Source organism: Paragemmobacter ruber (assembly GCF_009908315.1).
Lineage (GTDB): Bacteria > Pseudomonadota > Alphaproteobacteria > Rhodobacterales > Rhodobacteraceae > Paragemmobacter > Paragemmobacter ruber.
This window is the reverse complement of the sequence record NZ_JAAATW010000002.1, coordinates 418,889-430,741: the sequence shown is the minus strand read 5'-3', so window position 1 is coordinate 430,741 and position 11,853 is coordinate 418,889. Positions and strand designations below refer to the sequence as shown.

The 11,853-nt window shown below is 68.9% G+C and carries 16 protein-coding genes; 5 read left to right on the top strand and 11 right to left on the bottom strand.

Going from position 1 to position 11,853, the window contains the following annotated elements:
* The first annotated feature begins 76 nt into the window (after positions 1-76).
* A complete protein-coding gene (locus GU920_RS10455; RefSeq protein WP_161766961.1) occupies positions 77-454 on the top strand; it encodes a thiol-disulfide oxidoreductase DCC family protein in 378 nt (125 codons plus the stop codon).
* A gap of 176 nt (positions 455-630) precedes the next feature.
* Here GU920_RS10455 and GU920_RS10450 read toward each other — a convergent pair whose 3' ends face one another.
* The 6 genes from GU920_RS10450 to GU920_RS10430 form a co-directional block, all read right to left on the bottom strand.
* Positions 631-993 carry a diacylglycerol kinase gene (locus GU920_RS10450; RefSeq protein WP_161766960.1) on the bottom strand — a complete coding sequence of 121 codons (363 nt, stop codon included), beginning with the start codon at positions 991-993 and terminating at the stop codon, positions 631-633.
* A 38-nt stretch (positions 994-1,031) separates the two neighbouring features.
* The gene (locus GU920_RS10445) at positions 1,032-1,394 is read right to left on the bottom strand and encodes a YigZ family protein (RefSeq protein WP_161766959.1); all 363 of its coding nucleotides are present in this window, start codon (positions 1,392-1,394) and stop codon (positions 1,032-1,034) included.
* 124 nt (positions 1,395-1,518) lie between these two features.
* Positions 1,519-1,773, bottom strand: coding sequence for a DUF6455 family protein (locus tag GU920_RS10440; protein WP_161766958.1), 255 nt, complete (start codon positions 1,771-1,773; stop codon positions 1,519-1,521).
* Between the two features lie 497 nt (positions 1,774-2,270).
* Positions 2,271-2,438: a hypothetical protein gene (locus GU920_RS10435; RefSeq protein ID WP_394351557.1), complete on the bottom strand. Its 168-nt coding sequence runs from the start codon at positions 2,436-2,438 to the stop codon at positions 2,271-2,273.
* A 276-nt stretch (positions 2,439-2,714) separates the two neighbouring features.
* Positions 2,715-2,840 (bottom strand): hypothetical protein, encoded by a 126-nt coding sequence (locus tag GU920_RS19525; RefSeq protein ID WP_394351556.1) that lies wholly within the window; start codon positions 2,838-2,840, stop codon positions 2,715-2,717.
* A gap of 78 nt (positions 2,841-2,918) precedes the next feature.
* A complete protein-coding gene (locus GU920_RS10430; RefSeq protein WP_161766957.1) occupies positions 2,919-3,671 on the bottom strand; it encodes a M48 family metallopeptidase in 753 nt (250 codons plus the stop codon).
* A gap of 807 nt (positions 3,672-4,478) precedes the next feature.
* On the opposite strand from GU920_RS10430, the gene GU920_RS10425 reads away from it, so the two are divergent.
* The 4 genes from GU920_RS10425 (at position 4,479) to GU920_RS10410 (ending at position 7,451) form a co-directional block, all read left to right on the top strand.
* Positions 4,479-4,724 carry a hypothetical protein gene (locus tag GU920_RS10425; RefSeq protein ID WP_161766956.1) on the top strand — a complete coding sequence of 82 codons (246 nt, stop codon included), beginning with the start codon at positions 4,479-4,481 and terminating at the stop codon, positions 4,722-4,724.
* Positions 4,725-4,826: 102 nt separating this feature from the next.
* Positions 4,827-5,930 carry a class II histone deacetylase gene (locus GU920_RS10420; protein WP_161766955.1) on the top strand — a complete coding sequence of 368 codons (1,104 nt, stop codon included), beginning with the start codon at positions 4,827-4,829 and terminating at the stop codon, positions 5,928-5,930.
* Positions 5,931-6,108: 178 nt separating this feature from the next.
* Positions 6,109-6,678 carry a nitroreductase family protein gene (locus GU920_RS10415; RefSeq protein ID WP_161766954.1) on the top strand — a complete coding sequence of 190 codons (570 nt, stop codon included), beginning with the start codon at positions 6,109-6,111 and terminating at the stop codon, positions 6,676-6,678.
* Between the two features lie 71 nt (positions 6,679-6,749).
* Positions 6,750-7,451, top strand: a complete 702-nt coding sequence (locus GU920_RS10410; RefSeq protein ID WP_161767352.1) for an EI24 domain-containing protein — start codon at positions 6,750-6,752, stop codon at positions 7,449-7,451.
* A gap of 184 nt (positions 7,452-7,635) precedes the next feature.
* On the opposite strand, the gene GU920_RS10405 is transcribed toward GU920_RS10410, so the two are convergent.
* From GU920_RS10405 to aspS, 5 genes are all read right to left on the bottom strand, one after another.
* Positions 7,636-7,905 (bottom strand): DUF1467 family protein, encoded by a 270-nt coding sequence (locus GU920_RS10405; RefSeq protein WP_161766953.1) that lies wholly within the window; start codon positions 7,903-7,905, stop codon positions 7,636-7,638.
* 5 nt (positions 7,906-7,910) lie between these two features.
* Positions 7,911-8,315, bottom strand: coding sequence for a methylmalonyl-CoA epimerase (gene mce / locus GU920_RS10400; RefSeq protein WP_161766952.1), 405 nt, complete (start codon positions 8,313-8,315; stop codon positions 7,911-7,913).
* Positions 8,316-8,573: 258 nt separating this feature from the next.
* Positions 8,574-9,266: a GNAT family N-acetyltransferase gene (locus GU920_RS10395; protein ID WP_161766951.1), complete on the bottom strand. Its 693-nt coding sequence runs from the start codon at positions 9,264-9,266 to the stop codon at positions 8,574-8,576.
* A 110-nt stretch (positions 9,267-9,376) separates the two neighbouring features.
* The gene (locus GU920_RS10390) at positions 9,377-9,862 is read right to left on the bottom strand and encodes a DUF1993 family protein (protein ID WP_161766950.1); all 486 of its coding nucleotides are present in this window, start codon (positions 9,860-9,862) and stop codon (positions 9,377-9,379) included.
* A gap of 127 nt (positions 9,863-9,989) precedes the next feature.
* Positions 9,990-11,771 carry an aspartate--tRNA ligase gene (gene aspS / locus GU920_RS10385; protein WP_161767351.1) on the bottom strand — a complete coding sequence of 594 codons (1,782 nt, stop codon included), beginning with the start codon at positions 11,769-11,771 and terminating at the stop codon, positions 9,990-9,992.
* Positions 11,772-11,853: the final 82 nt, after the last annotated feature.

Here is an 11,853-nt window from a genome sequence, read left to right as displayed (position 1 = left end):
TCGCGCGCAGGATTAGGGGGGGCGGCATCCCGTCGCGCCCCTGCAAGGCGGCCGCCGCCGCGCTATATCCCGCGACATGGCCGAAGAGACACGCATCCTCTACAACGACACCTGCCCGGTCTGCCGGTTCGAGATCGACCATTACCGCAAGACCGCCACCCGCGACGCCCTGCCCCTGCGCTTTGACAGACTGGATCAGGCCGCCGCCTACGGCCTCACGCCCGATCAGGCCGCGCGCCGCCTGCACGTGCTCAAGGATGGCGAACTCCTCTCCGGTCTGGCCGCCTTCCGCGCCATCTGGGCCGGTCTGCCCCGCTGGCGCTGGCTCGCCCGCCTGACGGGCCTACCCCTCATCCGCCCCGCGCTGACCTTCGTCTATGACCGCATCGCCGCGCCCCTGCTCTACCGCGCCCACCTGCGGCGCCAATCGAACCGGGCCCGACCCGCGCCCTGACCCGCGCCCCCCTCAGGCACCACCACAGGCCCCCCCGCGCATGGTCTGGCCCGCCCCTTCACCTTGGCCCAAATACCCAAAAGCAAGGCCACCACCCCGCACCCCGGCCCCATTCCGCGCGCCCAAAAGTTTTCAGAAAAACTTTTGCAAATTCCTTCCTTCAAGGAATTTGTCCCTCACCCGATCAGGATCACCACCCACGCAACCCCGCCCGCCAGCGCCGTCACCGCCACCACCGCCGATCCCGCATCCTTGGCCCGCTTCGCCCGCGGATCGACCTGTTCCGAGATGTAGTCCACCACCTCTTCGATCGCCGTATTCGCCAGTTCCGCCGCCAGCAAAAGCAGCCCCAGCGCTAGGATCAGCGCCCGCTCCCCCGCCGTCAGATCGAGGGCGAAGGCCAGCACAGCCGAAATCACATTCACCAGCGTCCATTGCCGCAGCGATTTCTCCCGCGCCCAGGCCGAGGCCCAGCCCTGCCAGCTCCAGACCGTCGTATTGCCGATCCGGCGGATCTCTGCCCGCAGCCAGCCGAACATCGCGCCACTCCTCCGCACCCTTGCCGTCGCGGCAAGCCTTACCCCGCCCGACCCAAGGCGTCGAGATAGGCCCGCACACAGGTCACCACATGCGCGAAACGGTCCCCGCCAAGCGGCACCCCGCCATACCAGCGCGTGACCACGACAAGATGATCGCGCAACTCCGCCCGCTCCAGCATGCGCAGGATCACCGCACCGGCACCCGCCTCGCCATCATCGCCCTTCTGCGGCCCGCCCTCGCTCAGGACACAGGCCCAGGAGTTGTGCGTGGCCTTGGCATATTTCTTGTCGCGTCGCAATTCGGCCAAGGCCACCGCCACCCCGGCCCGGCCGGCGACCGGCCCGCCCGACACGGCATAGCGCGACCCCCGGTCACGCAGGATCTCACCCAGCTTTTCCATCCGATGGACCGTGCCACAGCGCCGCGGCCCCCTCAAGCCCGGCCCCGCTGCTCACCCGGCGCCCCACAAACAGCGCCCCCAAACAACTCCCCCTAAAACAACTCACCAAGATCGGCGCACAACCTCACCGCGGCACCAAGGCCTCGATCCCCGCCTTGTTCGGGCAGAACTCCGGCAAGGCCTCCGCCTGCGCCGTGCGCCCCAGCCAGCCCGCACAGCGCTCCGCCTGCCCGCAGGCCTGACAGCGCTCCACCAGCACAGCCAACTCCGACCGATGCAGCCAGCCCGCGACCACCGCATCCGTCAGGCTGACGCCCAACACCCGCCCCATCCCGCGCGTCAGGCCCCAGGCCATCGGCGCCTCGCCATATCCGATCATCGCCGCAAGCTCCCAGCCACAGGATCCGCCTCCCGCACCGGCCACCCTGCACCCGGGCGCCCACCCCCGCCTTGACCCAGATCAAGCGCCCCGCTCACACTCCGCGCAACGCTGCCACCACAGCCCGCCCTCGCGCCTCGCGCCGGGCGTTGAACGGGTGACACCCCAGAAAATTGTCCCCCGAAGCCGTCAGCCGACCAAAGAACCCGCCCCCAGCACCGGGTCAAACCCCACGCAGAGCGCGATCTCCTCCCCCAGCGCACCGCCCCATGCCTCGCAAGCCCACCCCGCCCCGCCCACACCCCGCGCAACGGCGCCACCGCGGCCCACGCTTTCACGCTGCGCTGGGCATGGGGCGGATGGCTCCCCAGAAACGGACCCCCCGGATCGCTCAGCCGATCAAAGAACCCGCCCGGAGTACGGGGTCATTCCCCGTGCAAAGCTCGATCCCCGCCGCAAGCGCTTCGACCCATGCGCGCAGGCACACTCCGCCCCGATCAGAACCCGCGCAACTGCGCCACCACGGCCCGCACCTGCGCCTTGCGCTGGGCGTTGGGCGGATGGCTCCCCAGAAACTGGTCCCCCAGATCGGGCAGCCGGTCAAAGAAGCCCGCCCCCAGCACCGGGTCAAAGCCCTCAGATAAGGCGATCTTCGTCCTCGGCACACCAGCCCATGGCCATAAAGCCCGCACCCACGCAGCGCACAGGGCGCCATACAGAAAGACGCACCCGCCCCTCTCAGAACCCGCGCAACGGCGCCATCACAGCCCGCCCTCGCGCCTTGCGCCGGGCGTTGAACGGGTGACACCCCAGAAACTTGTCCCCCGGATCGCTCAGCCAATCAAAGAACCCGTCCGCAGCACCATGCCAAAGCCCGCGCAGAGCGCGATCTCCTCCCCCGGCGCTTTGACCCATGCGCGCAGGCCTGCACCCCGCCCCGATCAGAACCCGCACAACTGCGCCACTACAGCCCGCACCTGCGCCTTGCGCTGGGCATTGGGCGGATGGCTCCCCAGGAACTGGTCCCCCGGATCGGGCAGCCGGTCAAAGAAGCCCGCCCCCAGCACCGGGGCATTCCCCGCGCAAAGCCCGATCCCCGCCCCGAGCGCTTCGACCCATGTGCGCAGGCCTGCACCCCGCCCCGATCAGAACCCGCGCAACTGCGCCACCACGGCCCGCACCTGCGCCTTGCGCTGGGCATTGGGCGGATGGCTCCCCAGAAACTGGTCCCCCGGATCGGGCAGCCGGTCAAAGAAGCCCGCCCCTAGCACCGGGTCAAAGCCCGCATAGAGCGCGATCTCCGTGCCCAGCGCATCGGCCTCCAGTTCAAAGGCCCGCGAATAGCGCCGCGCGCCCACCGTCGCGCCCATCTGCTGCGCCGCCTGCACCGCTTCAGCCCCCGCCCCCGTGGCCTGCGCAAGGATGCCCGCCATCATCGCCCCGGCCATCGCGGTCTGCTGCTGCTGCGGGATATGCCCAAGGATGTGATGCGCCGCCTCATGGCCAAGCACGAAGGCGATCTCATCGGCATTGCGCGCATCCGCAATCAGCGCCAGCGTGAAGCCAAGGACCGGCCGCCCCGTCTCGTCCAGCGTCTGGAACGCGTTCGGCCCCACACCCGGCCGGTCGTCGATCACGATGCGGAAATCGCAATTCACCCCGCGTGTCCGCGCCCGGCAGATCTCTTCGGTCATCGGCTCCACCTGCCGCACGACCCGGATGAAATTGTCCGCCGCCTGCCGCGGCGACAAGGGCGCCGATGGCACGGACGCAACGGCGTCAGGCACCTCCGGCCCCGGCAGGGGCGCGGGATAGCCGCCGGGATAGCCCGCCGGATAGGTCGGCACACAAGCCGCCAGCGCGCCCACCGCCATCATTGCCAGAACCACTGCCCGCATCGCCCGCCAATCTCGCCTTCTGCCGTCCTGCCCGTTGCCGGCCCGCATCCGGCCGTGACAAGGCCCGCTCACCCGTCGCGCGGCGCTGTGGACCTGCACCTTTTCGCACAATCTAGCAAAGCCCGCGCCGCGAACCAGCCCCCACCCCGCCCCTTCACGCCCTGTTCAGCGCCCATCCGCCCGCATCCCCCAATCCCAATCCGCACCACAACCTCAATCTGCCCCCCAACCGTCTCACGCTGTCCCGCAGCGCGAACCAGCCCACACCCCTTCACGCCCGGTTCAGCGCCAACCCACCCGCATCCCCCAATCCAAATCCGCACCCCAGCCCCAATCCACGCCCTCCTCCCCGTACCACCGTCTCACCCTGTCCCGCACCCTTGCATCCCTGCCAACCTTCCAGGCCACCCCGCCCCGTCCCAACCCACCCGCGTCCCCACCACCCCTTCCGTCCCAAGCCACACCACCGGCCCAAACCGCCCTCACCCCTGTCGCCCTTCCCACGGCAAGCCATCCTGCCGTCCCGGCCCACCTTCCTCCCTACCCGCCCCGTCCCCAATTCCCCGCCATCCCCCTCCTCTCCCATCCCTGCCACCCCTCCCGTCCAGCCCCCCCACCGTCCCATCCCGCGCTTATCGCGGTCGCTCTTCCCCCTCTTCCCCCACCACCGTCCCACCCCACCCTCTGCCCTGCCAGCCTGCCCCTCACGCCCTCCATCCCGCAGCCCCCCGTCGCCAAGACCCCCGTTTGCACACCCCCCCGCCTTTCCCGTTGCGCCCCCCGCCCGCCCCGCGCTAGCCTACCGCCATGTTCACCATCGAGCACGACTTCGACGCCACCGTGATCACCCTCATCGACGAAGGGGGCGACACCCTGCAGGAAGACATCACCATCCTCGCCTTCGAGGATTGCGTGACCCTCGAACAGATCGACCCGCTCACCGAAGAGCCGGTCCGCATCACCCTGTCGATCACCCAGTTGCGCGACCTCGCCGCCGCGCTGGACCTGCCCGAAGGCAGCTACCGAATCGAGGGCAAATCCGCCAAAGGCTGATCCCCCAAGGCAGGGCCGCAGCGAGGCGGCCGCCTGTCCCGCGCGCCGATCCCGCCCCGCAGCCCCCGCCCTGCCGCCCGCCCCCCCACAGCCGAGGCCCCGATGACCACCGCCTTCTACACCGACGAACGCACCTTCTGGCACCATGGCGGCCAATACGCCCTCACCCTGCCCGCAGGCGGCCTCGTCCAGCCCGGCGGTGGCCTGCCCGAATCGCCCGAAACCAAACGCCGCCTGAAAAACCTGATCGAGGTGACGGGCCTGATCCACCACCTCTCCCCCCGCAGCGCCGATCCCGCCACGCGCCAAGACCTGCTCCGCGTCCACCCCGCCGCGTATCTCGACCGTTTCAAGGCCCTGTCGGATGCCGACGGGGGCGAACTGGGTCCCCGCGCCCCCTTCGGCCGGGGCGGCTATGACCTCGCCGCCCTCTCCGCAGGCCTCGCCAAACAGGGCCTGCTCGATATCCTCACCGGCAAGGCGCGCAACGGCTATGCCCTCTCCCGCCCGCCCGGCCACCATTGCCTGCCCGACCGGCCCAACGGCTTCTGCCTCCTCGCCAATATCGCCATCGCCATCCGCGCCGCGCAGGCCGAAACCCCGGGCCGCCGCTTCGCCGTGATCGACTGGGACGTCCATCACGGCAACGGGACCGAGGCGATCTTCCTGCACGACCCCGACATCCTGACCATCTCGCTGCATCAGGACCGCAACTATCCCACCGATACCGGCGGGGCAGAGGTCCGGGGCGAAGGCGCGGCCCGTGGCACCAACCTCAACATCCCCCTCCCCCCCGGCACCGGCCACAAAGGATATATCGAGGCGTTCCAACGCCTCGTCCTCCCCGCGCTCCACGCCCACAAACCCGACGCCATCCTCATCGCCTGCGGCTTTGATGCCGCCGCACTCGATCCCTTGGGGCGGATGCTCGCCACCGCCGACACCTTCCGCCAGATGACCCGCCTCACGATGCAGGCGGCTGACACCCTCTGCGACGGCCGCCTCCTCGCCGTCCACGAGGGCGGCTATTCCGAGGTCTACGTCCCCTTCTGCGGCCATGCCGTGATCGAGGAACTGGCCCAAAGCCCCGTCACCGCCCCTGACCCGCTCGCCGCCACGCTTGCCGCCCGCCAGCCCGACCCCCGCTTCGATGCCTTCCTCACCGCATGGATCGACGACCTCGAAACCCTCTTCACGAAACCCTGATCCGCCCCGCCTCGCCGCACTTCGCCCTTGCCCCTTCACCTTGGCTCAAATACCCAAAAAACACCCGAGCCGAGCGCGACCGCGCGCAGGCGAGACAAAAGCAATGCGGGCGCATGCCCGCTCCGCCAGAAATCCCCCCCTCACCGCCCCGCGCCACGCCGGGGCAGCAAGGCCCTCGATGCAACCCGATAGCCCCGCCTTCACCTTCCTCGCCACCCGCGCCTCCTACCCGTCCAAGCTGATGACCGCCCCCGCGCCGGACCGCGCGGCGCTGGAACCCATCCTGCAGGCGGCCCTGCGCGTGCCCGATCATGGCAAGCTGGAACCCTGGCGGCTGATCGTGGGGGGGCGCGCGGCGCTCGACCGCTGGGCCGATCTGGCCGAGGCGCGGGCGCGCGAGATCGGCCCCGAACCCGAACGCATCGAAAAGGGGCGCGGCCAGTTCGACCGCTCCCACCTCGCCGTCATCGTCATCGCCGCGCCCAAACCTTCGGACAAGATCCCCCAGATCGAACAGACCCTGTCGGCAGGCGCGCTCTGCGCAGGCCTCGTGAACGCCGCCACGGCGGCAGGCTGGGGCGCCAATTGGCTCTCCGGCTGGGTCAGCCATGACCGCCCCTTCATCACCCGCGCCTTCGGCTGTACCGACAGCGAATGGGTGGCGGGCATCATCCACATCGCCACCCCCGGCGCGCCCCTGCCCGATCGGCCGCGCCCGGACCTCGCCCGCACTGTCACCTGGGCTTGAACCGGGGCATGGATACAGGGCTTGGAACGAAGCCCGCACCCCGCCCCCGCAAAAGGACCCCCCCAATGGGCATGATCCTCGCCAGTTTCTCCCGCGCCCTCGCCCAATGGGGCGACGCGCGCTTCCGCCGCGTCGTCGCCCTCGGGGTGGGGCTGACGCTGGCGCTTCTGGTCGCGCTCTATGCGCTGATGATCGGCGCGATCCAGTGGCTGGTGCCGGAAACCACCGACCTGCCGCTCCTTGGCCCGGTGGGCGGGCTTGACACGCTTCTCTCGGTGGGTTCGATCATATTGATGCTGCTCGCCTCGGTCTTCCTGATGGTGCCGGTCGCCTCGGCCTTCACGGGGCTGTTTCTCGAGGATGTGGTGGATGCCGTCGAAGACCGCCACTACCCCACCCTGCCCGATGCACGGCCCCAGACCCTTGCCGAAGGCCTGATCGGCGCGGTCAATTTCTTCGGCATCGCGCTGGGGGCGAACCTGATCGCGCTCTTCCTGTGGCCCTTCGCCGGGCCGCTGGTGCCTGTGCTGTTCTGGGGCTTGAACGGCTATCTGCTGGGCCGGGAATATTTCACCCTCGTGGCCCAGCGCCGCCTGGGCCGCACCGAGGCGCGCCGCCTGTGGCGCGCCAACCGCGCCCGCATCTGGGGCGCGGGCGTGCTGATGGCCGCGCCCCTGTCGATCCCGGTGGTGAACCTCTTGATCCCGGTCTTCGGCGTGGCGACCTTCACCCACCTGTTCCACCGCTTGAACACCCCCAGACACACCCGCTGACGCACCCGCTGCCCCCGCCACCAACCCGCCCGCCAGTTTTGCGGAGCGGCTGCGCCGCAAGCCTTTTGGCGTCGCAAGCCGCCTACGCGCTTGCTCCGGGTTCAGGGGGCGTTCCGCCCCCTCTGGGCCATGCGGCCCATTCACCCCCTGAGGGTATTTTCCGCCAAGATGAAGACAGGCCGCATCACTCTGTCATCACGCCCCGCACGTCCAGATCGCGCACGCTGATGACGCCCGACAGGATGATCCCCGCCAGCACCACCCAGACGCCCGCCGCGATCACCGTGGTGAGCCGGGCCTTGCGCCCCACCATCTCGGTCGCCGGGGCGCTTTTGGGCGTGCCCGGCACCACCTCGCCCGTGTCCCCCTGACTGACAAAGCGGATGGGCAGAACGATGAAGAACACCATGAACCACGTCACGGCATAAAGAACGATGGCGGCAGTGATGCTCATGGCGCTTAGACCTGTTCCAGTTCGACGAGGCAGCCGTTGAAATCCTTGGGATGCAGGAACAGCACCGGCTTGCCATGCGCCCCGATCTTGGGCTCGCCCGTCCCCAACACCCGCGCCCCCGCCGCCTTCAGCCGGTCGCGCGCGGCAAGGATATCCTCCACCTCGTAGCAGACGTGATGGATGCCCCCCGCCGGGTTCTTTTCCAGAAATCCCGCGATGGGGGAATTCTCGCCCAGCGGGTAGAGAAGTTCGATCTTCGTGTTCGGCAATTCGATGAACACCACCGTGACCCCGTGATCGGGTTCGTCCTGCGGCGCGCCTACATGCGCCCCCAGCGTGTCGCGATACTGCGCCGCCGCCGCCGTCAGGTCCGGCACCGCGATGGCCACATGGTTCAATCGTCCGATCATCGCGCACTCCCCTGCAACGCCCTGCCCTGCGTTATGGGTGCGCCGCCGCCGCCGCGCAAGGGGCGCGCCCGTCGCAGGCCGCGCGCAGGCAGAAGAAGGGGCGCGCGTTTACCCGATCTTCATGCACGCGACGCACCCTGTCCCCGTGACCACTGGAAGGAGCCTGCCATGCCCCGCCCCCCGCCGCCACCGGCCCAGACGCTGCGCGATCCGGTCAACGCCCGCCTTGCCACACTCTATCCCGGCTGAGGCGCCCGCTCACAGCGCGGGGTCCGATGCGGCGCGCACCAGCCGCGTCAGATCGGAAAGCCGCTCCCTCTGTCGGCCGGCGGCATCGAAATTGGCCGGCGACAGCCAGGCCGCATAGGCCTCGCGCAGGGCGGGCCATTCGCTGTCGATGATGGAGAACCACGCCGAATCTCGGTTCGCGCCCTTGATCACCATATGCTGGCGGAACACGCCCTCGAAGGAAAAGCCCAACCGCTGCGCCGCCCGCCGCGACGGCAGGTTGCGCGCGTTGCATTTCCATTCATAGCGGCGATAGCCATGGGAAAAGGCCCAGTCCATCATCAGGAACATGGCCTCTGTCGCCGCCCGCCCGCGCTGCAGGGCGGGCGACAGGCAGATATGCCCCACCTCGATCACGCCATGCTCGGGCGTGATGCGCAGGAAGGCGGCCACCCCCGTCGGATGCGCCGCCCCTTCGGCCCGGATGGCCCAGAACAGGGGATCCTTGCCCCCGGTCGCCTCCTTGGCCCAGCGGTGATAGGCCGCCGCCGCATGGAACGGCCCATAGGGCATGTAGTCCCACAGGCTGTCATGCCCGGCGAAGGCCGCGAACAGATCCGCCGCATGGGCATCGGCATCCAGCCGCTCCAGCCGCGCATAGCGGCCCTCCAGCGCCGCCCCGTCCGGCCAGGCCGCCGCCTGCCACCCGCTCAATTCCGCCATCCGCTCCCCCCACAAACCCCGTCCGCACGCCGCGCCCGCACCTTGCCCCGCCCGGGCTTTCCCCCGCAAGATCAGCCCGAAAGATCAGCCCGACACATCAGCCCGACACATCAGAACGAAAACCCCGGCGGATAGGCGTGGAAGCCGTCGAAATCCGCCTTGCCCAGCGGCACCCCCACCGCCCGCAAGGCGGCATATCCCATGGTCAGATGGAACAGGAAATTGGGCATCCCGTACAGGTGCAGGAACGACGCCCCGTCTTGCTCCAGCCACGCCTCCCCCGCCCGGTGCCGAATCACGCGCGCCTCCGCCCCCTCAAAGGCGCCGGGTCCCATCGCCCCCAGCATCGCCCGCGCCACCGCCAGCCGCGGCCCCAGCGCGGCAGGCAGGTCCGGCACCTCGCGCCCCGCCAGCGGGCAGGCCACCCGCAGCGCGAACCCCGCAGCGGTCGCGAATTGCTGCCGCGCCGGGAAGGCATCCGCGATCCGCGCCTCCAGCGCCTCCGTCCCCGCCCGCTCCACGATGGCCGAGACGCGCTCCAGATAATGCCGGAACACAGGCACCGATGCGGTGTAAAGCGGCGGGACAGGCGGCATGGATCACCTCAGGGCAGACCCGCAGACTGGCAGGGAAAGCCCCGCTTGGCGAGGGGGGTCGCCACTCCCTCCCCCGGCACGGGGGAGGGCCGGGGAGGGGGTCAACCCCACCAGAACCGCCGCCCCCTCACTGCTCCTTCGGCACCACCCGCAGCCGCAATTCGCGCAGCTGCTCATTCGTGGGCTCGCTCGGCGCGCCCATCAGCAGGTCTTCCGCGCGCTGGTTCATCGGGAACATGATCACCTCGCGGATGTTGCTCTCATCCGCCAGCAGCATCACCGCCCGGTCGATCCCCATGGCACAGCCACCATGCGGCGGCGCGCCATATTTGAACGCCTTCACCATGCCGCCGAACCGCTTGTCCACTTCCGAATTCGGATAGCCGGCCAGTTCAAAGGCCTTGTACATGATCTCGGGCTTGTGGTTGCGGATGCCGCCCGAAATCAGCTCATACCCGTTGCAGGCCAGATCATACTGATAGGCATGCACCTTCAGCGGATCGCCCATCAGCGCTTCCATCCCGCCCTGCGGCATGGAAAACGGGTTGTGGGAAAAGTCGATCTTCCCGTCATCCGTCTTCTCATACATCGGGAAGTCCACGATCCAGGCGAAACGGAAGGTATCCGTCTCGGCCAGACCCAACTCCCGCCCGATCTCGTTGCGCGCCCGGCCCGCGAAAGCCTCGAACTGCTCGGGCTTGCCGCCAAGGAAAAACGCCGCATCGCCAAGGCCAAGGCCAAGCTGCTGGCGGATCGCCTCCGTCCGTTCGGGTCCGATGTTCTTGGCAAGCGGCCCCGCCGCCTCCATCCCCGACCCGTCCTCCGCCTCGCGCCAGAAGATATACCCCATCCCCGGCAGCCCTTCCTTCTGGGCATAGGCATTCATCCGGTCACAGAACTTCCGGCTGCCGCCCGTCGGCGCCGGGATGGCGCGGATCTCCGTCCCCTCATTCTCCAGAAGCTTGGCAAAGACCGCAAAACCCGATCCCCGGAAATGCTCGGATACCACCTGCATCCTGATCGGGTTGCGCAGGTCGGGCTTGTCCGACCCGTACCACAGCAGCGCATCTTTATAGGCGATGCGCGGCCAGTCGGACGGCACGGTGCAATCGGGGCGGAACTCCTCGAACAGCCCCTGGATCACCGGCTGGACGGCGGCAAAGACATCCTCCTGCTCGACAAAGCTCATCTCCACGTCCAACTGGTAGAAATCCGTGGGCGAACGGTCGGCGCGCGGGTCTTCATCCCGGAAACAGGGCGCGATCTGGAAATAGCGGTCAAACCCCGCCACCATGATCAGCTGCTTGAACTGCTGCGGCGCCTGCGGCAGGGCATAGAACTTGCCCGGATGCAGGCGGCTCGGCACCAGAAAATCCCGCGCCCCCTCGGGGCTGGAGGCGGTGATGATCGGCGTCTGAAACTCGTTGAACCCCTGCCCCCACATCCGGTTGCGCAAGGACCGCACCACGTTCGACCGCAGCATCATGTTGCGATGCAGCTTTTCCCGCCGCAGGTCGAGGAAGCGGTAGGTCAGCCGCGTCTCCTCCGGGTAATCCACCTCGCCGAAGACGGGCATCGGCAGTTCCTCCGCCGCGCCCAGCACCTCAAGGCCCGTCACATAGACCTCCACCTCGCCCGTGGGGATCTTGGGGTTCACCAGCGCCGCATCGCGCGCCTTCACGCGGCCATCAATGCGGATCACCCATTCGGCGCGCACCTTCTCCACCGCCGCAAAGGCCGGGCTGTCACTGTCGGCCAGCACCTGCGTGATCCCGTAATGATCGCGCAGGTCGATGAACAACACGCCCCCATGGTCGCGCACCCGATGGACCCAGCCCGACAGGCGCACCGTCTGGCCCACATGGGCAGTGTTCAACTCGGCGCAGGTATGGCTGCGATAGGCGTGCATCATGCTTCCCCTGACGAGGCTGTTTGGATCATCGCGCCGATACACCCCTTGGCGCGGGCGAAGTCAAGGCCCGCCCGGGGCC

Excerpts from the sequence above, each read along its gene's own strand:
- GU920_RS10455 (WP_161766961.1), top strand. The coding sequence starts at position 77 with ATGGCCGAAGAGACACGCATCCTCTACAACGACACCTGCCCGGTCTGC.
- GU920_RS10450 (WP_161766960.1), bottom strand. The coding sequence starts at position 993 with ATGTTCGGCTGGCTGCGGGCAGAGATCCGCCGGATCGGCAATACGACG.
- GU920_RS10445 (WP_161766959.1), bottom strand. The coding sequence starts at position 1,394 with ATGGAAAAGCTGGGTGAGATCCTGCGTGACCGGGGGTCGCGCTATGCC.
- GU920_RS10440 (WP_161766958.1), bottom strand. The coding sequence starts at position 1,773 with ATGATCGGATATGGCGAGGCGCCGATGGCCTGGGGCCTGACGCGCGGG.
- GU920_RS10430 (WP_161766957.1), bottom strand. The coding sequence starts at position 3,671 with ATGCGGGCAGTGGTTCTGGCAATGATGGCGGTGGGCGCGCTGGCGGCT.
- GU920_RS10425 (WP_161766956.1), top strand. The coding sequence starts at position 4,479 with ATGTTCACCATCGAGCACGACTTCGACGCCACCGTGATCACCCTCATC.
- GU920_RS10420 (WP_161766955.1), top strand. The coding sequence starts at position 4,827 with ATGACCACCGCCTTCTACACCGACGAACGCACCTTCTGGCACCATGGC.
- GU920_RS10415 (WP_161766954.1), top strand. The coding sequence starts at position 6,109 with ATGCAACCCGATAGCCCCGCCTTCACCTTCCTCGCCACCCGCGCCTCC.
- GU920_RS10410 (WP_161767352.1), top strand. The coding sequence starts at position 6,750 with ATGATCCTCGCCAGTTTCTCCCGCGCCCTCGCCCAATGGGGCGACGCG.
- GU920_RS10405 (WP_161766953.1), bottom strand. The coding sequence starts at position 7,905 with ATGAGCATCACTGCCGCCATCGTTCTTTATGCCGTGACGTGGTTCATG.
- mce (WP_161766952.1), bottom strand. The coding sequence starts at position 8,315 with ATGATCGGACGATTGAACCATGTGGCCATCGCGGTGCCGGACCTGACG.
- GU920_RS10395 (WP_161766951.1), bottom strand. The coding sequence starts at position 9,266 with ATGGCGGAATTGAGCGGGTGGCAGGCGGCGGCCTGGCCGGACGGGGCG.
- GU920_RS10390 (WP_161766950.1), bottom strand. The coding sequence starts at position 9,862 with ATGCCGCCTGTCCCGCCGCTTTACACCGCATCGGTGCCTGTGTTCCGG.
- aspS (WP_161767351.1), bottom strand. The coding sequence starts at position 11,771 with ATGCACGCCTATCGCAGCCATACCTGCGCCGAGTTGAACACTGCCCAT.